General features: G+C 69.5%; 18 protein-coding genes and 2 tRNA genes. 9 read left to right on the top strand and 11 right to left on the bottom strand.

The window, feature by feature from the left end; genetic code table 11:
- Nucleotides 1-142: 142 nt before the first annotated feature.
- From LZ017_RS12215 to LZ017_RS12200, 4 genes are all read right to left on the bottom strand, one after another.
- On the bottom strand, nucleotides 143-1,285 hold the full coding sequence (locus LZ017_RS12215) for a branched-chain amino acid ABC transporter substrate-binding protein (RefSeq protein WP_241397099.1): 1,143 nt from the start codon (nucleotides 1,283-1,285) through the stop codon (nucleotides 143-145).
- A 295-nt stretch (nucleotides 1,286-1,580) separates the two neighbouring features.
- Nucleotides 1,581-1,970: a hypothetical protein gene (locus tag LZ017_RS12210; protein ID WP_241397098.1), complete on the bottom strand. Its 390-nt coding sequence runs from the start codon at nucleotides 1,968-1,970 to the stop codon at nucleotides 1,581-1,583.
- Nucleotides 1,967-2,434, bottom strand: coding sequence for a DNA polymerase III subunit chi (locus LZ017_RS12205; RefSeq protein WP_241397097.1), 468 nt, complete (start codon nucleotides 2,432-2,434; stop codon nucleotides 1,967-1,969). Before LZ017_RS12205 ends, LZ017_RS12210 begins: the two co-directional genes overlap by 4 nt.
- 25 nt (nucleotides 2,435-2,459) lie before the next feature.
- Nucleotides 2,460-3,923 (bottom strand): leucyl aminopeptidase, encoded by a 1,464-nt coding sequence (locus LZ017_RS12200; RefSeq protein ID WP_241397096.1) that lies wholly within the window; start codon nucleotides 3,921-3,923, stop codon nucleotides 2,460-2,462.
- A 28-nt stretch (nucleotides 3,924-3,951) separates the two neighbouring features.
- On the opposite strand from LZ017_RS12200, the gene lptF reads away from it, so the two are divergent.
- Genes lptF through LZ017_RS12175 form a run of 5 tightly spaced genes read left to right on the top strand, consistent with a single transcriptional unit; the run spans nucleotide 3,952 to nucleotide 8,807 of the window.
- Nucleotides 3,952-5,082, top strand: coding sequence for an LPS export ABC transporter permease LptF (gene lptF / locus LZ017_RS12195; protein ID WP_241397095.1), 1,131 nt, complete (start codon nucleotides 3,952-3,954; stop codon nucleotides 5,080-5,082).
- Nucleotides 5,079-6,242, top strand: coding sequence for an LPS export ABC transporter permease LptG (lptG, locus tag LZ017_RS12190; protein WP_241397094.1), 1,164 nt, complete (start codon nucleotides 5,079-5,081; stop codon nucleotides 6,240-6,242). The genes lptF and lptG overlap by 4 nt, the downstream gene beginning before the upstream one ends.
- A gap of 9 nt (nucleotides 6,243-6,251) precedes the next feature.
- Nucleotides 6,252-6,647, top strand: coding sequence for a CbiX/SirB N-terminal domain-containing protein (locus tag LZ017_RS12185; protein ID WP_241397093.1), 396 nt, complete (start codon nucleotides 6,252-6,254; stop codon nucleotides 6,645-6,647).
- Nucleotides 6,644-7,588 carry a CysB family HTH-type transcriptional regulator gene (locus LZ017_RS12180; protein WP_241397092.1) on the top strand — a complete coding sequence of 315 codons (945 nt, stop codon included), beginning with the start codon at nucleotides 6,644-6,646 and terminating at the stop codon, nucleotides 7,586-7,588. The genes LZ017_RS12185 and LZ017_RS12180 overlap by 4 nt, the downstream gene beginning before the upstream one ends.
- Before the next feature lie 19 nt (nucleotides 7,589-7,607).
- On the top strand, nucleotides 7,608-8,807 hold the full coding sequence (locus tag LZ017_RS12175; protein ID WP_241397091.1) for a pyridoxal phosphate-dependent aminotransferase: 1,200 nt from the start codon (nucleotides 7,608-7,610) through the stop codon (nucleotides 8,805-8,807).
- A 22-nt stretch (nucleotides 8,808-8,829) separates the two neighbouring features.
- Here the strand turns inward: LZ017_RS12175 and LZ017_RS12170 are convergent, their stop codons facing one another.
- Nucleotides 8,830-10,689: a hypothetical protein gene (locus tag LZ017_RS12170; RefSeq protein WP_241397090.1), complete on the bottom strand. Its 1,860-nt coding sequence runs from the start codon at nucleotides 10,687-10,689 to the stop codon at nucleotides 8,830-8,832.
- 327 nt (nucleotides 10,690-11,016) lie between these two features.
- On the opposite strand from LZ017_RS12170, the gene LZ017_RS12165 reads away from it, so the two are divergent.
- A complete protein-coding gene (locus LZ017_RS12165; protein WP_241397089.1) occupies nucleotides 11,017-11,724 on the top strand; it encodes a Crp/Fnr family transcriptional regulator in 708 nt (235 codons plus the stop codon).
- A 55-nt stretch (nucleotides 11,725-11,779) separates the two neighbouring features.
- Nucleotides 11,780-12,856: a phosphotransferase gene (locus tag LZ017_RS12160; protein ID WP_241397088.1), complete on the top strand. Its 1,077-nt coding sequence runs from the start codon at nucleotides 11,780-11,782 to the stop codon at nucleotides 12,854-12,856.
- A gap of 33 nt (nucleotides 12,857-12,889) precedes the next feature.
- Here the strand turns inward: LZ017_RS12160 and LZ017_RS12155 are convergent, their stop codons facing one another.
- Entirely contained in the window at nucleotides 12,890-13,636 is a 747-nt protein-coding gene (locus LZ017_RS12155; RefSeq protein ID WP_241397087.1) for a hypothetical protein, read from the bottom strand.
- A 128-nt stretch (nucleotides 13,637-13,764) separates the two neighbouring features.
- On the opposite strand from LZ017_RS12155, the gene LZ017_RS12150 reads away from it, so the two are divergent.
- The gene (locus LZ017_RS12150; RefSeq protein ID WP_241397086.1) at nucleotides 13,765-14,457 is read left to right on the top strand and encodes a glutathione binding-like protein; all 693 of its coding nucleotides are present in this window, start codon (nucleotides 13,765-13,767) and stop codon (nucleotides 14,455-14,457) included.
- Between the two features lie 30 nt (nucleotides 14,458-14,487).
- Here the strand turns inward: LZ017_RS12150 and LZ017_RS12145 are convergent, their stop codons facing one another.
- On the bottom strand, nucleotides 14,488-15,225 hold the full coding sequence (locus LZ017_RS12145; RefSeq protein ID WP_241397201.1) for a sulfite exporter TauE/SafE family protein: 738 nt from the start codon (nucleotides 15,223-15,225) through the stop codon (nucleotides 14,488-14,490).
- Nucleotides 15,226-15,266: 41 nt separating this feature from the next.
- Nucleotides 15,267-15,797, bottom strand: coding sequence for an Arc family DNA-binding protein (locus LZ017_RS22105; RefSeq protein ID WP_277604659.1), 531 nt, complete (start codon nucleotides 15,795-15,797; stop codon nucleotides 15,267-15,269).
- A 150-nt stretch (nucleotides 15,798-15,947) separates the two neighbouring features.
- On the opposite strand from LZ017_RS22105, the gene LZ017_RS12135 reads away from it, so the two are divergent.
- Nucleotides 15,948-16,460, top strand: a complete 513-nt coding sequence (locus LZ017_RS12135) for a hypothetical protein (protein WP_241397085.1) — start codon at nucleotides 15,948-15,950, stop codon at nucleotides 16,458-16,460.
- A gap of 29 nt (nucleotides 16,461-16,489) precedes the next feature.
- Here the strand turns inward: LZ017_RS12135 and LZ017_RS12130 are convergent.
- From LZ017_RS12130 to LZ017_RS12120, 3 genes are all read right to left on the bottom strand, one after another.
- A tRNA-Arg gene (locus LZ017_RS12130) sits at nucleotides 16,490-16,566 on the bottom strand.
- A gap of 115 nt (nucleotides 16,567-16,681) precedes the next feature.
- A complete protein-coding gene (locus LZ017_RS12125; protein WP_241397084.1) occupies nucleotides 16,682-18,673 on the bottom strand; it encodes an OPT family oligopeptide transporter in 1,992 nt (663 codons plus the stop codon).
- 308 nt (nucleotides 18,674-18,981) lie between these two features.
- Nucleotides 18,982-19,058 (bottom strand) — tRNA-Pro (locus tag LZ017_RS12120).
- Nucleotides 19,059-19,070 lie beyond the last annotated feature (12 nt).

The raw sequence follows: 19,070 nt of genomic DNA, 5'->3' as shown, positions 1-19,070 counted from the left end.
GCACCCCTCGAATCGGCGCCCGCCCCCCACTCACGTGGCGGATTCCACGAATCCCGATGGCTTGAGTCGGGCTCCGCCCGCGCCGGCACAGAAAACAAAAAGGCCCACCGAGGTGGGCCTGGGGTCGTGAGCGCGGAAAGGCTCAGCGCACGACGGCGATCTGCTCGCGCTTGCCACCCTTGTAGGTGTAGAGCGTCAGCGCGCCATTCTTGATGTCGCCCTTGCTGTCGAAGGCGATCGTGCCGGTCACGCCCTTGTAGCCTTCGGTCTTGGCCAGCGCCGGCAGGTACTTCGCGGGTTCGGCCGAGCCGGCCTTCACCATGGCGGCGGCCATCACGTTGACGGCGTCGTACACGTAAGGCGCGTAGATCTGCACGTCGGCGTTGTACTTCTGCTTGAACTTGGCCTTGAAGTCGTCCAGCGACTTCTTCGAATCGCCCTCGACGCCACCGGCCTCGGCGCAGACCACCTGGTCGTCGCCCATGGTGCCGGCGGACAGCTTGGGCAGCTCGCCCGAGCAGATGCCGTCGCCGCCCATGAACTTGGCGGTGATGCCCAGCTGCTTCATCTGGCGCAGCATCGGGCCGGCCACCGCGTCCATGCCGCCGAAGAACACCACGTCGGGCTTCTTCGCCTTCAGGCTGGTCAGGATGGCGGTGAAGTCGGTCGCCTTGTCGTTGGTGAACTCGCGGCCCACCACCTTGCCGCCGGAGGCCTTCACGCCCTTCTCGAATTCGTCGGCCACGCCCTGGCCATAGGCCGTGCGGTCGTCGATCACGGCGATGGACAGGCCCTTCAGTTCCTTCACCGCGTACTTGCCCAGCGTGCCACCCAGGTGCACGTCATCGGCGACCACACGGAAGGTGGTCTTGTAGCCCTGGCGGGTGTACTTGGGGTTGGTGGCCGACGGCGAGATCTGCGGGATGCCCGCGTCGCTGTAGACCTTGGACGCCGGGATGGAGGTGCCGGAATTCAGGTGACCGATGACGCCGTTGACCTTGGAGTCCACCAGCTTCTGCGCCGCGGCCGTGCCCTGCTTGGGATCGCCGGCATCGTCTTCGGCCAGCAGCTCGAACTTGGCCTTCTTGCCGCCGATGGTCACGCCCTTGGCGTTGAGTTCATCGATCGCCATGCGGGCGCCGAGCTCGTTGTCCTTGCCCAGGTGGGCGATGGCGCCGCTGGTGGGGCCCACGTGGCCGATCTTGACGACCAGCTCCTGAGACATTGCCGTGCCGCTAAGCGCCAGCGCAATGGCGCCCACGACCACGTTCAACTTGACTTGCATGAATGACCTCCGAATAGGGAGAAAAGGTGCAGCAGATTGTTGAGTTCTCAACGCGCACAAACATACCCCAAGCCCGGGTCGCTTTCCATGGGGAAATCTTGGTCAACCTGGACCCCGACCGCCGTTGTGTCGCCTGTCGACCACCCGGACAAACCCGGGGCGACGGCCCCTCTGGCCTGGGCTACCGAGGCCCGGCTCGATGCGCGGGAGATGATCAGAGAACGAACGATAGGACGGCGGGCGATCCGGCGGCAACGAGAGAGGGCCGCGCGGGGCAGCCCGGTCGCTCGCCCGATCAGTCGCGCGGCGCGTTGCGCGCCGCGAGGTGCAGGCGCCGCTCCAGCTCGGGCAGCAGCGCATCGGCCGCCCCCTGCACCCATTCCTCCAGGTGCCGGGCGACCAGATCGGTCAGGGTGCGGCGCAGCTGATCTTCCAGCATGGCACGCAGTTCGGTAGGAAGCGGCGGCAGGGCCGCGTCAGGACGTGGCAGCGGGTCCGCATCGGGACGTGGCAGCGGCGCGTCGGCCACGGGCTCCGGCTCGGCCGCGAAAGCCGGTGCGGGCGCATCGGCCGGCGCGGCCGGCGCGCTCCCCTCGGGCAGCAGCAGCTCGAATTCCGGCGTCGGCGCCAGGTCCAGCACCTCGGTCAGCGTGGGCACATGACGGTGCGGCGCAGGCGCGTTCACGCATCCCCTCCCGTCCGGGCTCCGGCGGACCGGTCCGGCGTGATCACATGGTGGCGCACCTCGTACCCCAGCTGCTTGTAGCGGCGGAAGCGATCGCGGCCGGCGCGCATCTGTTCCTCGTCCTGCGACACCACCTCCAGCACGCGCTCGAAGCCCTCGAAGCCTTCGGGAATCGAGGCCTCCAGGTTCAGCAGCGCCTGGCGGTGCGGCAGGTCCAGCGGACGCTCGGCCAGCACGATGGGCGTGCGGCGCAGCTGGAAGTCACTGACGCCGCGCGCGCCCACGCGCACATGGGGCAGGAAGCCGGTGGACTCGAAGGTCCACAGCGCCTGGTCCAGGCGATCCAGCAGCCGTGCGGGGCCGCAGACGCCGGTGTTCACCCCCGCCTGTGCCGCCTTGCGCAGCAGGCGGCACAGATAGGGCAGGCGGTCCGGCACGCCGGTGTAGAAGCTGACCTCGGTCAAGACCTGCCCCCCTGCCCGATCCGCGTCAGCGGGCCTGCGACAGCACGAAGTGCGTCAGCAGCCCGACCGGACGGCCGGTGCCACCCTTGGCCGCGCCGCCCTTCCAGGCGGTGCCGGCGATGTCCAGGTGGCCCCAGCGGTACTGCGTGGCGAAGCGCTTCAGGAACATCGCGGCGGTGATGGAGCCGCCGGCGCGCGAGCCCACGTTGGCGACGTCGGCGAAGTTGCTCTTCAGCCCCTCCTCGTACTCGTCATCCAGCGGCATGCGCCAGCACGGATCCAGCGCGGCATCGCCGGCGCTGCTGAGCGACTGGGCCAGTTCGTCGTCGCTGGCATACATGCCGCTGCGCACGCCGCCCAGCGCGATCACGCAGGCGCCGGTCAGCGTCGCGACGTCCACCACGGCCTTGGGCTTGAAGCGCTCGGCATAGGTCAGCGCGTCGCACAGGATCAGGCGGCCTTCGGCGTCGGTGTTCAGCACCTCGATGGTCTGGCCCGACATGGACGTGATCACGTCGCCCGGCTTCAGCGCGCGGCCGCTGGGCATGTTCTCGCAGGCGGCGATGATGACCACCAGGTTGATCTTGGGCTTGAGCTCGGCGACGGCGCGCAGCGTACCCAGCACGCTGGCGGCACCGCCCATGTCGAACTTCATTTCGTCCATCTCCGCGCCAGGCTTCAGCGAGATGCCGCCCGAGTCGAAGGTGATGCCCTTGCCCACCAGCACCACCGGCGCCTGGGTCTTGGGCGCGCCTTCATAGCGCGCGACGATGAAGCGCGGCGGCTCGTCCGACCCCTGGGCCACGGCCAGGAAGGAGCCCATGCCCAGCTTGGCGATGGCCTTCTGGTCCAGCACCTCGACCTTCAGTCCGTGGCTGCGGCCCAGGCCGCGCACCTGGTCGGCCAGGAAGCTGGGGGTGGCGTAGTTGCCGGGGCGGTTGGCGCATTCGCGCGCCAGCTCGATGCCGGCGGCGATGGCCTGGCCGCGCGTCAGGCCGGCCTTGACGGCCTTGGCCTGGTCCTTGTCGGCCAGCAGCGTGATCTTGGCCAGCTTGCCCGGCGCCGGGGCGCTGGGCTTGGTGTGGCGGTAGACGTAGACCGCGTCGGCGGCGGCCAGCACGGCGTGCTCGGCCAGCGCCTCGGTCTGCTCGGCCGCGAAGCCGGCGAACGCGATCGCGGCATGCGCGGCGCCCTTGCCCTTGAGCTGGCCCAGGCCCGCCGCGACGGCGGCCTTCGCGGCCTTGGTCGTCGCCGCACCGGCGGCGACCAGCACCAGACGCTGGGCCTTGAAGCCCGCGGGGCGCAGCAGGGACAGGCACTGGCCGGCCTTCAACTCGAAATCGCCCAGCTTGATCGCATCCTTGATCAATGCGGCCGCGGCGCTGTCCAGCCCCTGGGGCAAGACCTGACCCGCAATCACCAGCACCAGCGCATCGGCAGCCTGGGTCGCCAGCCCATCCAGGGCGGCCGACTGAGAACGGAAGTCCATAATATCGAGAAGTAGATAAAGTGCCCGCATGTTATTCGATTCCACCCTGCGCAAGGAGTTGGCACGCAGCTTCGGGGTCAGCTTCGTCGTGATCCTCACCATCGTGCTGACCATGATGCTGATCCGCTCCCTGGGCCTGGCCGCCAAGGGCAGCGTCGCGCCCCAGCATGTGCTGCTGTTCCTGGGCTATACCGCGCTGCCGCACCTGGCCACCATGCTGAGCCTGTCGCTGTTCATCGCCGTGGTGAGCACGCTGGGGCGCATGTACAAGGACTCCGAGATGACCATCTGGTTCGCCAGCGGCATGGGCCTGGCGCGCTTCGTGCGCCCGGTGCTGCGCATGGCCTGGCCGGTGCTGCTGGTCGTGCTGGGCCTGATGCTGGTGGTCTGGCCCTGGGGCAACGAGAACAGCGCGCAGCTGCGCGAGCAGTTCGAGCAGCGCGGCGATTTCTCGCGCGTCGCGCCGGGGCAGTTCCAGACCTCGGCCGACGGCTCGCGGGTCTTCTTCATCGAACGCGATCCGAGCAACGAGCAGATGGCGCGCAACGTCTTCATCATGAGCGGCACCCGCCAGGGCGAGTCGGTCACCACGGCCTCGCGCGGCTTCCTGGAGTTCAAGGACGGCCAGCGCCACCTGGTGCTGGAGCATGGCCAGCGCAACGACGTCGACCAGAAGACCGGCGACAAGACCGTGGCCCGCTTCGAGCGCTACCAGGTGGTGGTGGACGACCAGGTCATGCGCAGCGACAACAGCCGTAACCCCAAGACCCTGCCCACGCTGGAATTGCTGAGCCAGCGCGGCCCGGCCAATGACGGCGAGATGGCCTGGCGGCTGGGCATCGCGCTGGGCTGCGTGAACCTGGTGCTGCTGGGCATCGGCATCTCGGCGACCAATCCGCGCCGCGCGAGCAACTGGGGCCTGCTGTTCGCGCTGCTGTCCTTCGCGATCTACTTCAACCTGATCAACCTCAGCCAGCGCTGGGTCGCGAGCGACCGCATCGCACTGCTGCCCTGCCTGTTGCTGCTGCACGGCGGCGTGCTGATGGTGGCGCTGACGCTGCTGTGGTGGCGCGACCATGGCAATGCGCTGCGCCTGCGTGCCGTCCGCAGCGCCAGCCCGGCGCCGCGCGCCCGCGACGTCGCCGGGAGCCGCGCATGAGAACCGTCCGCCGGCTGCTCTACCGCGAGATCCTGGGCTCGGTCACCCTCGTGATGCTGGGCTTTCTCGCGCTGTTCTTCTTCCTGGACTTCATCGACGATCTGGAGCGCTTCACGCGTTCGGGCGCCGGTGCTGGCGCGGCGGCGCTGATGACGGCGCTCAAGCTGCCCGGGCACTTCTACGAGCTGCTGCCCATCGCCGTGCTGATCGGCAGCATCTTCAGCCTGGCGCGGCTGGCGCAGTCCAGCGAGTACACCATCCTGCGCACCGGCGGCCTGGGCCCGGGGCGGGCGCTGGGGCTGCTGAGCAGCCTGGCGCTGGGCTTCGGCGTGCTGGCCTTCGTGGTCGGCGACTATGTGGCCCCCTGGACCGACCGCATGGCACTGGACGTGAAGGCGCGCGCCACCGGCGGCGTGACCGCCGACGCCGGCGCCTGGCTGAAGGACCGCGTGGGCACGCCCGACGGCGAGTTCAGCTACGCCGTGCGCGTGGGCAAGGCCAAGGCCTCCGGCGTGCTGGAAGACGTGCTGATCTACGAGTTCGACGAGCGCGGCGCCATGCTCACGCGCACCACCGCTCAGCGGGCGCGCGTGGACGCCGGCGGCCGCTGGGCGCTGGAAGGCGTGCAGCTGACCGAATGGACGGCGCAGCACACGCCCATGTCCGCGGCGCTGCAGACCGCGGGCCAGGCCCCGCAGCCCATGGCCGATGGCAGCCTGCCGCTGGTGCGCCAGCACCAGCTGCCGCAGCATGTCTGGCAGAGCCGGCTCGGCGCGGGCGTGGTTTCGGCGGCGCTGCTGCCGGCCTGGAACATGTCGACGCTGGAGCTCTACCGCTACACCCGCCATCTCTCCAGCCAGGAGCAGTCGGCGCAGCAGCACGAGATCGAGTTCTGGCGCAAGGCCCTCTATCCCTTCGCCTGCATGGTGATGCTGTCGCTGGCCCTGCCCTTTGCCTACCTGCACTTCCGCTCCGGCGGCATCAGCTACAAGGTCTTCGGCGGCATCATGCTGGGCATCTCCTTCGTGCTGCTGAACAACCTCGCCGGACACCTGGGCATCCTGCGCGGCTGGACGCCCTGGGCCGTCGCGGCCGCGCCCAGCCTGCTCTACCTGGGGCTGGCGATGGGCGCCTTCACCTGGCTGGTGCGCTACCGCTGAGGGACAAGCATGGACGGACTGATTCTTTTTGCCCATGGCGCGCGCAACCCGGACTGGGCGCGCCCCTTCGAGGCCATCGCCGCGCGGCTGCGCGCCGCCCATCCGGAGCGCCCGCTGGCCTTGGCCTACCTCGAACTGATGCAGCCGGACCTCGCCACCGCCGCGCAGGCGCTGCTGACACAGGGCTGCACGCGCGTGCACATCCTGCCCATGTTCCTGGGTGCCAGCGGCCATGTGCGGCGCGACCTGCCGCCGCGCGTGCAGGAACTCGCCGAGCGCCATCCGCAGGTGCAATGGCTGCTGCATGACGCGATCGGCGAGCAGGCGCGCGTGATCGACGCGATGGCCGCCGCGGTGCAGGACCTGATCAGCGCGGCGCCGGCCGCCGGGAGCCCGAGCCGATGAATCTCCACCAGTTCCGCTTCGTGCAGGAGGCGGCGCGCCGCAACCTCAACCTCACCGAAACCGCGAAGGCCTTGTTCACCTCGCAGCCGGGCGTCTCCAAGGCCATCCTGGAGCTGGAGGAAGAGCTGGGCGTGGACATCTTCTCCCGCCACGGCAAACGCCTGCGCGCGATCACCGAACCGGGACGCGAGGTGCTGAAGTCCATCGAGATCATCATGCGCGAGGTCGGCAACCTCAAGCGCATCGGCGAGGAATACTCCAAGCAGGACGTCGGCACCCTGTCCATCGCCACCACCCACACCCAGGCGCGCTACGTGCTGCCCGGCCCGGTGGCCCAGCTGCGCCGCCTGCATCCGCAGGTCAACATCAGCCTGCACCAGGGCAGCCCCGACCAGGTGGCGCGCATGCTGATCGACGAAAGCGCCGACCTGGGCCTGGCCACCGAATCGCTCAGCCAGTTCGAGGAGCTGGTCACCCTGCCCTGCTATGAATGGCAGCACATGCTGGTGATGCCGCGCGAACACGCGCTCGCCCAGGTGGACCATGTGACGCTGGAACAGCTGGCCGCCGAACCGCTGATCTCCTACCACCCCAGCTTCACCGGCCGCACACGCATCGACCGCGCCTTCGCGCAGCGCCAGCTCAAGCCCAACATCATCCTCGAGGCGATCGACTCCGACGTGATCAAGACCTATGTCCGGCTGGGCCTGGGCGTGGGCATCGTCGCCGAGATGGCGGTGCGCGAGGACGCGCCCGGCGGCGAGCTGGTCTCGCGCCCGCTGGGCCATCTGTTCGGGCAGAACCTGGCCCGCATCGCCTTCAAGCGCGGCGCCTATCTGCGCAACTACGTCTATGCCTTCGCCGAGCTGCTCTCCGACCGCCTGGACCGCGCGCTGCTGCAGCGCGCGATGAGCGGCGAGGCCAGCGACTACGACCTCTGACCCGACCCGCCACCCGACCATGCTCGAGGACCGTCCCGTCACCGCCCCTGCCACCGCCGCCCTCCCGGCCCCGCCCAGCCGCCTGCCCGGCGTGGGCACGACCATCTTCAGCGTGATGTCCGCGCTGGCCCAGCAGCACGAGGCCGTGAACCTGGGCCAGGGCTTCCCTGACTTCGGCTGCGACCCCGCGCTGGTCGAGGCCGTACACGAGGCCATGCGCGCCGGCCACAACCAGTACCCGCCCATGCCCGGCGTGCCGGCGCTGCGCCAGGCCATCGCCGCCAAGATCGCGGCCCTGCATGGCCACCACTACGACGCCGACCGCGAGATCACCGTCACCGCCGGCGCCACCCAGGCCCTGCTGACGGCGCTGCTGGCCATCACCCAGCCCGGCGACGAGGTGGTGGTGCTGGAGCCGGCCTACGACAGCTACGCCGCCAGCATCGCGCTGGCTGGCGCGGTGATGAAGCCGGTGCCGCTGGACGCGCAGAGCTTCCGCCCCGACTTCGAGCGCCTGCGTGCGGCGCTGAGTCCGCGCACCCGGGCTCTGATGATCAACAGCCCGCACAACCCCAGCGGCACGACCTGGTGCCGCGAGGACCTGGACCGGCTGGCCGAGCTGCTGGACGGCAGCCCCATCCTCGTGATCAGCGACGAGGTCTATGAGCACATGGTGTTCGACGGCCAGCCCCACCTGAGCGTCGCCGGCCACCCCGCGCTGGCGCCGCGCAGCCTGGTGGTCTCCAGCTTCGGCAAGACCTTCCATGTGACCGGCTGGAAGGTCGGCTATGTGGCCGCGCCGGCCGCGCTGAGCGCCGAGTTCCGCAAGGTCCACCAGTACAACGTGTTCACCGTGAACACGCCCATGCAGCACGGGCTGGCCGCCTACCTGCAGGACGCCCGCCCTTACCTGGATCTGCCAGCCTTCTACCAGCGCAAGCGCGACCGCTTCCGCGCCGGCCTGGCCGACTCACCGCTGCGCCTGCTGCCCTGCCAGGGCAGCTACTTCCAGTGCGTGGACTATGGCGCGCTGGCGCCCGCGCTGGCGCGGCTGGATGACCTGGCTTTTTGCCGCTGGCTGACGCAGGAGCGCGGCGTCGCCGCGATCCCGCTGTCGGCCTTCTACAGCGGCGGCAGCGACGCGCGCGTGGTGCGCTTCTGCTTCGCGAAGCAGGACGAGACCCTGGACCGCGCGCTGGCGCTGCTGCAGCGGCTCTGACTCCGCGCGGCCTGCCCCGGCCTCAGGGCAAGGGCTGGCGCGGCGGCACCGGTTCGTGCTCGACCAGCGACAGGTCCAGATCCAGGTCCACCGTCGGCGTCGCCGCCGCGGCGCCCGGCGCGGGCCCCTGCCACACCATGGTGGCCATCAAGTCCTGGCCCGGCTGGGTGTCCAGCGGCAGGAAGAGGTCCACCTCCTCACCGCGCACCTCGTGTTCGGAGCGGTCCCGCGCCACCGCGTACAACATCAACAGGTCGCGGTAGGACGGCAGGTCCAGCGCCTTCACCCCTTCGCGCTTGTGCGCCAGCAGCTGCTGCAGCAGCGCCATGCTGGCGGCGCTGTCGCTCCAGACCGCTTGCAGCATGGACACCAGGTCCGGATGCGCGGCCAAGCCTTCGCTGCCGTTGAGGTCGGCGCTCCAGGCGGGCGCAGCCACGCCAAAGCGGCTGCTGAAGCGCGCCGCGGTGCGCTCGAAGGCCTCGCGGTCGCCGCGGCCCTGGTGCAGCTCCAGCAGCTGCAGATAGGGCAGGCCACTGGCCTCGGCACGCTGGCCCAGGCGGTCGGACAGCAGTTCGATGGCCGCGTCGTCCTGGCCCAGCACGAGGAAGAAATCGACCTGCTGTTCGAGGTCGATCAACTCCTCCACGCTCACCTCGGCGTTGACCGCCGGTGGCAGCACGGCCGGCAGCGCGGCGGGCGTGGTGTCGACCAGCTGCAACCCCACCGGCTCCTCGTGCGGCAACGGCACGGGCGCCGGCGGTGCATCCGGCGGCATGGTGGACGGCATGGTCGGCAGCGCGGTCGCGTCGCCGAGCAGGCCGGGCAGCTCCATGGTCTGCTCGTCGGCCGGAGCGCGCACCGCAGCAGCCGGCGCCACCGGCGCGGGCACCGGACGAACAGCGGAACGGACGGCGGGCCGGGCCGGCTTGGCCGGCGCATCGGCGTCGGCGACGGCGGGCGTCGGCCTCTGCCCGTTGTCCCACCACGGCGACTGGCCGCGCTGCAGGCGGCTCTTGCGCCACAGCATGAAGCTGGACAGGCCCAACGCCACGCACAGGCCCGACAGCAGGATCACCACCAGGCTGTTGTCGCCACCGCGCGCCAGCACCTCGCGATTGGCCGACAGCTCGCTGCGCAGCGCCTGCATGGCCTTCTGCGCCGCGGCCTGGTCGGCCTGCAAACGCGCCAGCTGGCGCTCCATCGTGGCCAGCTGCTGTTGCGATTGTTCGGCCAGGGCGGTCGCGCTGGCCGCCGCGGCGATCAGCGCGGCGCGCTCCTGCAGCACCTCCGGCTGCTCGAGCGAGAGCTTGGCGCTTTCACGCGCTGGCGCGGGCGCCGCCGCCTTGGGTGCGCTGCGGCGCACCGCCGGTGCGGCGGCCTCGGTGCGGGCCGCCGGCCGGGTTGCAGGACGGCGCGCGGGCGAGCCTTCGCCAGACGAGGTGGCGACGGAGGTGCCCGCCGACACCGGGGCCTCGCGCGCCGGGTCCAGCAAGGTCTTGGGGTTGGCCTGAGAGGTGGCCAGCGCCGCACGCACCGCGGGCGAGAACTCGCGCACCTCGGCCTGGGCCTCGGGCTCCTGGCCGGCGCCGCCGGGCGGGTCGATGAACGCGGTGAGTTGGCGGGTCAGGCGCGCCGGGCAGCCCAGCGCCAGTTGCACATGGACCAGCGGCTCATCGATCGGCGACGCGGTGCGCAGGCGGATGGCGCGCACGCGCTCTTCGCTTTCGCCTTCCAGCTGCACGCTGAGCATTTGAGGCGCCACGCGCGTCTCGCCCACCTGCACCTCGGCGCGCACGCAATCGGCGCTGAGCGATTCGCCGGCCGACAGCTGCACCGGCAAGAGCAGGTTCAGCGGCTGCCCCAGCGCCGACAGAGTCTGCACCCTCCCCGCGCCCAGAGCTTGCGCTTCTGAGGGCCAGCAGGCGGCAATGGCCAGGGCCGTCAGGGCCCACGAAGCCATCGGAACACCCGGGCTCCGCACGAGAGACGCTCGATTCATTCCCGCTGTTACTGTTGTTTGCATTTGACTCTAGCATGCCTGCCCGGTCCGACCCTCGCACACCGACCGCCCGAACGGGGCGGTTGGCGCCAGCACGCAACAGCCGGCGGTCCGGGTGGGCTCGTCAGACGTCCTACAGGCCGCGGTGGCAGCGTCGTACACAATAGCCGGGAACAGGAGACTGCTGGCCTGTCGCGCCAGAGACAAAGCATGAATAGTTCGGTTCTTACAATTTCTGAACGCAACAACATCGATTCCGGGCCGTGGTTTTCCAAGCTGTCACTGCCGCTGCGCAGCGACATTCTGGCGCGTGCAACTGTCAGACGTCTTTCGGACGGCGGCATGCTGACCTGTCGCGGCGAACCGGCCGAGGAATGGGTGGGCGTGGCGCGCGGCGCGGTGCGCGTCAGCTCGGTCTCGCTGTCCGGCAAGCAGATCACGCTGACCTATGTGGAGCCGGGCACCTGGTTCGGCGATATCTCGCTGTTCGACGGACTGCCGCGCACCCACGATGCCAGCGCGCATGGCGACACCACCCTGCTGGTGGTGCGCAAGCCCGACTTCAAGGAGCTGCTGAACAAACACACCGAGCTGTACGAAGCCCTGCTGCGGCTGAACTGCCGCCGCCTGCGCCTGATGTTCGACGTGGTGGAAGACCTCAACACCCGGCCGCTGGCCTCGCGCCTGGCCAAGCAGATCCTGCTGCTGGCGCGCAGCTACGGCGTGCCGCAGGGCGAGGAGGAAATCCGCATCGGCCTGCAGCTGGCCCAGGAAGACCTGGCGCAAATGCTGGGCGCCTCGCGCCAGCGTGTGAACCAGGAGCTCAAGGGCTTCGAGCGCGAAGGCGCGGTGCGCGTGGAACCCACGCGCCTGGTGGTGCTCAGCAAGGACAAGCTGCTCTCCATCGCCAACCGATAAACCGCCCCGGAGCCGTGGCTCCGGGGTGTCCAGACCCGACACTCTAGGAGACCCCGTGGACGACGCATTCACCGGCACCCGTGCTCCCACCCAGGCCATCGATCACGAGGCCCTGGGCGCCTGGCTGGCCCAGGCCATCGACGGCTTTGCCGGGCCGCTTCGCATCGAGCAGTTCAAGGGCGGACAGTCCAACCCGACCTACAAGCTCATCACGCCGGACAAGGCCTATGTGATGCGCGCCAAGCCCGCGCCGGTGGCCAAGCTGCTGCCCTCCGCGCATGCGATCGAGCGCGAGTTCGCGGTGATGCGGGCACTGGCCGGCAGCGAGGTGCCCGTACCGCGCATGCTGGCGCTGTGCGAGGACGAATCCGTGATCGGCCGCGCCTTCTACGTGATGGAGTTTGTGCAGGGCCGCGTGCTGTGGGACCAGTCGCTGCCCGGCATGACACCGGCGCAGCGTGCGGCCCTCTACGAGGAGATGAACCGCGTCATCGCGGCGCTGCACCGCGTGGACGTGCAAGCCGTGGGCTTGCAGAACTACGGCAAGCCGGGCAACTACTTCGAACGCCAGATCGGCCGCTGGAGCCGCCAATACCAGGCCTCCATCACCGGCCCCAACGAGGCGATGGACCGGCTGATCGAATGGCTGCCGGCCCACATCCCTGCGTCGGCGCGCGACGAGTCCGAGGTCTCCATCGTGCACGGCGACTACCGGCTGGACAACCTGGTCTTCCACCCCAGCGAGCCACGCGTGCTCGCCGTGCTGGACTGGGAGCTCTCCACGCTGGGTCATCCGCTCGCGGACTTCAGCTACCACTGCATGTCCTGGCACATCCGCCAAAACGGCGCGGCGCGCGGCCTGGGCGGCGTGGACCTGGCGGCGCTGGGCATCCCGTCCGAGCTGGACTATGTGCGCCGCTACTGCGAACGCACCGGCCGAGCCGATCCGTCCGCGGTGATGAAGGACTGGAACTTCTACCTCGCCTACAACCTGTTCCGCATCGCCGCCATCCTGCAAGGCATCGCCAAGCGTGTCGAGGAAGGCACGGCCTCCAGCGCGCAGGCGCGCGAGGCGGCGGCGGGCGCCCGCCCGATGGCCGAGCTGGGCTGGAGCTTCGCCCAGAAGGCCTGAGCCCGCCGCGGCCGCAGGCGCGCGGCCCGCTCCTCAGACCGGCGTCGGGTTCTCGCCTTCCGGCGGACGGCTGTGCCAGGCCACCGAGGTGGTGGTGGGCCACACCCCGCCCTCGCCCAGACGCTGGTTGGCGCTCTGCAGCGCGCGCGCCGCGGCCTCCAGCAGCCGGCACAGGACCTGGACCTGGTCCAGGTCGGGCTCCGCCATCGCGGTGCGCAGATAGGCGTTGCCGCGCAGCCCCATCAACACGAAGGGCCGGCCGGCCGGCACCAGGTCCTGGCTGGCCTGCACCAGCTTGTCCGCCAGCGCCGGCTCCAGCCAGCTCGCGCACAGCTCGCGGTTGATGCCCAGCACGCCGAAGCGCTCGCGCAGCAGCTTGGACTCGATCTGCGGCAGCTTGGGGAACATCACCAGCCAGCGCATCTCCTCGGGCGTGTCGGTGTCGATGCGCGTCTTCAGCGTGTCGGTGTAGGCCTCGAAGACCTCGCGCTCCAGCCGCTCCATCAGCTCTCGTTCGATCACCATCATCTGCAGCTCGTGGCTGAGCCGCATCTCGCAGCGCATGCGCAGCTCATGGCCTTCGATATAGCTGCGCTGCGACGGTCCCCATTCGATGCGCACCTGGCCCGGCAGACCCTGGCTGAGCTCGACCACGAAACCGGCGCCATCGCGCGCCATCCGGAAGCTTCCCTTGCGTTGATCGGCCCAGTCCGCGAATGCCCGCCAGCGTGCCGCGTTCGCGCGCACGGTGAACCATTGTTTGAGTTGTTTCAGTACCATGAGGCCAGTTGAACCGGATGCCTTGAGCGCGCCCCAGACCCGCCGCGTCGCGTCAGGCCCCCACGGGAGCCCGGAGACACGCGGAGCGCCCCTTCGTTTCTTGAGACCGCCCCTCCCGGAGACGCACGATGATCGAAGTGTATTCATGGCCAACCCCCAACGGCCACAAGGTCCACATCATGCTGGAGGAATGTGAACTTCCTTACCGGGTGATTCCCGTGGACATCGGCAGCGGTGCGCAGTTCGACCCCGCCTTTCTCGCCCTCAGCCCCAACAACAAGATCCCCGCCATCCGCGATCCCGACGGGCCGGATGGCGCGCCCATCACGCTGTTCGAGTCCGGCGCCATCCTGCTCTACCTGGCCGGCAAGACCGGCCGGCTGCTGCCTGCCAGCACGCGCGACAAGTACGAGGTGCTGCAATGGCTGATGTTCCAGATGGGCAGCGTCGGCCCCATGCTGGGCCAGGCCCACCACTTCCGCCTGTATGCGCCGCAGAAGTTGCCCTATGCGATCGAGCGCTACAGCAACGAGGCCGCGCGTCTGTACGGCGTGATCAACAAGCGCCTGGCCGCCAGCACCTACCTGGGCGGACGCGAGTACAGCATCGCCGACATCGCGGTCTTTCCCTGGCTGCGCTCCTGGAAGAACCAGGGCGTGGCGCTGTCCGACTATCCGCACTTGAAAGGCTGGTTCGACGAGATCGCCGCGCGTCCCGCGGTGCAGCGCGGATTGCAGGTGCTGGCCGACGCGCGCAAGCCGCTGACCGACGACAAGGCGCGCGACGTGCTCTTCGGCGCCACACAGTACGGCCGGCACTGAGGCATCCAGGCCCCACGCCGCCACGCCCCTTCAGCGCCGGAAGAACACCACGCTCATCGCCAGCCCGATCACGATCACCGCGGCGCGCACCCAGGCCACCGGCAGCCGCCGGGCCAGGTGGGCGCCGACATAGCCGCCCAGCGTGGCGGCGACCATCATCAAGAGCCCCTCGCGCCAGGCGATCGCACCGGCCAGCACGAAGGTCGCCACCGACAGCCACGACAGCACGAGCGAGTTCAGGTTCTTCAGCGCATTGATCGTGTTCAAACGGGTTTCGCCGGCCACCGAATACAGCGCCATCAGCAGGATGCCCAGCCCGCCGTTGAAATAGCCGCCATAGACCGCGACCAGGAACAACGCCGGCTCGCGCCAGCGCGGTCCGCCCTCCTGCGACGCCGCGCCCGGCCCGCCCAGCCAGCGCAGCAGCAGCGGGCCGGCAGCGAACACCGCGGTCGCGAACAGCAGCAGCCAGGGCACGATGCCGGCGAACAGCCGCGCCGGCGTGAACACCAGCAGCAGCCCACCGGCGATGCCGCCCAGTGCTGCCAGCAGGCTTTCGCGCATCAGCCGCCGTCGCGGCAGCGCCCGCAGCTCGGCGCGAAAGCCCAGCGTGCTGCCCAGATAACCCGGGCTCACCGCCAGCGCGCTGGTGGCATTGGCCGCCACCGGCGGCACGCCCGCGAAGACCAGCGCCGGCAGGGTCAGGAAGCTGCCGCCGCCGGCCACGGCATTGAGCACGCCGGCCGCGAACGCCGCCGCGCCCAGCATCAGCCAGGTCGTCACGGCCTCCATCCCAGGGGCAAGACCTGTCACCGGCCCGCAGGCGACCCGGGGGCCGCGCCGCCCACGGCGTCGTAGAGGTCGTTCAGCCGCGTGCCCAGGGCCCGCAGCTCGGCGTGCGCCGCTTCCACCGGCTGCTCCGCCGCGGCGACCGCGTCCCACAGCCGCGCCTTCAGATCGGCTTGGGCCGGATCGGCGTCCCGGTAGGCCTGGTGCGCCTTCTCGATGGCCTCGCGGTGCAGCGCCACCTGCGCCTCGAGCAGCGAGCGCTTGCGCTCCAGCGCGCGGATCTGCATCCACACCGCCGCACTGGCCGACATCTCGGCGCGCGTCGCGCCACCCTCGGCCAGGTCCGACGGCCAGCCCGACCCGAGACGGGGGCTCTCGCGCGCCGTCAGCGCCGGCGAGGGCTCGAACGAGGTCCGCAGACGGGCCACGATCTCGGCATTCATCGAACGGTTGTTGGCCTTGGCCGCCTGCGCGATCCGGTCGCGCATGCCGTCGGGGAGACGGACCACGAACTGGTCGGCCGTGCGGCTGGGCGGCAAGTCTTTGCTCATCGCGGAATCGTACTAGCGATGTGCGATGACATGAAGAATATGCATTGGCGATGATCTCCAATGGCTATCCGCCAATCATCGTTGCAAATCCGGTCCCCAGGCGCCATGCCATCCCGCTCTCCGCCCCCACCCGCCCGCAAGGCGCCGCCCGTGGCGCCCCGCGCGGCCGGCCCTGCCCCGGAGGACACGGCCCCGCCGCGCGAGCTGAGGGTCTCCATCCGGCCGCACCAGCTCGCGTTCTGGGCCTACCAGGGCAGCCAGGCCCAGCTCGAGGCCGAAGGCGTCATCCCGCCCGGCCTGGTCTGGCCTGCCCCTCGAAAAGACTGCAGCTGGAGCGCGGGCCGCTTCGTCTACCAGCTGCGCCGCTGCCGCCCGCAGGGCCTCAAGGGCCCGCTGAGCGCCTGGAGCCAGGGCGACTGGTGGGAGCTGCGCTGCCGGCTGGCCGGCGGCGCCATTGACGATTCGCGAGCGGCGCGGGCCAGCACAGGCCGCGCCAGCGTGGAGGCCCCCTTCCCCGATGCCCCCACCCTGCGCCGCCATCGCGCGGCCCGCCAGGACGCCGGCTTCCAGGCTTTTTTGAACGAGCTGCTACCAGCGTGCAAGAAACGCGGCCGCAAGCCCAAGGCCGCCGGTCCGACGGCGGCGCGGCGGCTGCCGCGATGAAGACAAGGGCTTGCTCGTGCCTGATGGAGTGGCCTGCCCGGAGGGACTCGAACCCCCGACCTGCTGCTTAGAAGGCAGCTGCTCTATCCAGTTGAGCTACGGGCAGACAGGGCCTGTGAAAAGGCCTCCAACCCCTCCCCTCCCGGGGCGGCGACGGAGGCCGGCATTGTGCCACGAGGCCTGGTCGTGGCCGGGTTCGGCGCCCGGCCCGACGCGAGGCCTCAGTTGATCAGCACGTTGACGATGGCGTTGCCGATGCCCATCAGCGCGGCGCCGGAGATCAGGCCGGCGCAGATGGGCTCGCAGCCTTCCACCCAGCGGCGGTAGCCGGCGGTGCCCGGCGTGCTGTTGCGCTTGCCCAGCACCCAGAACAGCATGGCACCCACCCACATCGCAAAGGTGGATTCGGGCGGCAGCACCACGCCCAGGCCGATGGAGACCGAGGACAGCGGGAAGCGGCCCTTGGTGACGATGCGCAGCACCTCGATCACCACGGCCGCCACGGCGGCGAAGCCCATGGCCCAGATGGCCGAGCTGGGCAGGCCCTGCAGGCCCTTGGCGATGATCTCCGCCACGCCCTTCCACTGCAGCGCCGCGGGCATCGCGAACTGCTCGGAGATGATGGTGGAGGTGGAGCGCACGCCGTTGGCGTCGGCCGGCAGGAAGAGCAGGAAGTACAGCGGCACGCAGGCCAGCACGCCGGCGCAGATGCCGATCACGTGGCCCAGCGCCTGGTGGCGCGGCTTGCCGCCCAGCATGTAGCCGGGCTTGATGTCGGACAGCAGGTTGGCCGCGTTGGAGGCGATTTCGGCGGTCATGCCGGCCGGCAGCAGGTTGCTGGCCGGGTTGCTGCGGTCGATCGCGCCCATGGTGAACTGGGTGATCTTGGACAGCGAACCGGTCGGCGTCCACGAGGTCAGCGCCATGGAGTTGGTGCAGATCACCGTCAACACGAAGATCAGCGGCAGCGACACCAGCGCCAGCAGCATGGGCACGCCGAAGAAGGCATGCGTGATCCACGCGCCCAGCACGCTGAACACCGGCACGCCGATGTAGGACACCCACAGCGGCACCTCGATGTTGGCCAACAGGTCCTGGCCCGGCGCGGCGGCGCCCTTCTTGCGGCCCTTGAGCGACTTGAAGGCGCTGGTGAAGAGCTCGGGCTTGGCCAGCAGCGTGGTCAGCGAACCCGCCACCATCATCGCCACGCCCCACCACATGGACCACTGGTTGACGATCTCGGCGCGCGAGATCGGCACCACCGCGCCATTGGGCGCGACGCGCTGCACGATGTCGCCGGCCTGGATCATCATCGGCGCCAGCACGGCGAAGTTGATGAAGGCGCCCAGCAGACAGCTGCTGGCGACGACGATGCCCATCAGGCCGCCGACGCCGATCATCGCGGCGTCCAGCGTCAGGCGCAGGCCCAGCGCGCGGAAGTCGGTGCCCAGGATCTTGGGGATCCACAGGTCGGCCTTCACGGCCCACTCGTAGTAGTACTGGTCCAGGCGCTCGGAGAAATGCCAGGGCTGCTTCAGCCCCGCCCACTGGTCCATGCGCAGGACCTTGAACTGCAGCAGCTTCATCCAGCCGTCGCTGATGACGGCCTGGTACAGGGCGGCGAGGCCCGCCACCTTGGCCAGCAGGCGGGCCTTGTACATGCCGTCGCCGCCCTGGCCGTTGTACAGCGAGTCCAGCACCACGCCGCAGGCGCGCCCTTCGGGGAAGGGCAGTTGGTCCTCGTTGATGAAGCGGCGCTTCATCGGGAAGGCCACCAGCACGCCGAGGATGGAGATCACAACCATCCACAGCATCATCTGCCACCAGGGCACGATGTGGCCGGTGATCAGCATGTAGGCGGCCAGGCTGGAGAACAGCGGCGACACCACATAGCCCGCCGCGGTGGCGATGGACTGGGTGCAGTTGTTTTCCAGGATGGTGTAGTCCGAGGCCGCGCCCATGCCGTGCAGGATGCGGAACAGCGCGAACGCCAGGATCACCGAGGTCAGGCCGACACCGACGCTGATGCCGGTCTTGCCGCCGATGTACAGCGAGGTCGCGGCCAGCACGCCGCCGAGGATGAAGCCTGTGAAGCCGGAGCGCAGCGACAGCTGCGCCATGTCACCCCGGAACACATTCTTGAACCACCATTCGTCTTTCTGCGCGCGCGTCCAGGTGCGGACCTGTTCCTCGCTGAGTTGCTGAATCGCCATGTTGGAGTTGTCCTATGAAGTCAGCACAAGGCGGGCTTGTGGCCCGCTCTGCGCCACCGTTGTGGCCATAACAAAAAGTAAGCGCGGATTGTCCCCGGCTGACATCGAACTGACGCTTGCGGCAACCTAGGGATTCCCCCAAAAGTCATGCGCCGTGGCGCGACACTTGGGCGAACTCCGAACCGAGGCGCTCCGCCGTACCACCACCATGCGGTGAGTCCGTTAGATGGTGGGCTGTAGGTTAGATGTTGACAGCCCACCAAGGAAAAGAGCCACAACGGAAAACCGTTGTGGCTCAGTTAGTTAGTTGGTCGGGGTGAGACGATTCGAACGTCCGACCCACTGCTCCCAAAGCAGTTGCGCTACCAGGCTGCGCTACACCCCGACGAAGCCTGCC

It is taken from the genome of Pelomonas sp. CA6 (genome assembly GCF_022549225.1).
In the GTDB taxonomy this organism is placed as follows: domain Bacteria; phylum Pseudomonadota; class Gammaproteobacteria; order Burkholderiales; family Burkholderiaceae_C; genus Roseateles.
The sequence above is the reverse complement of the archived record's forward strand: the minus strand, read 5'-3'. Positions and strand labels throughout refer to the sequence as shown.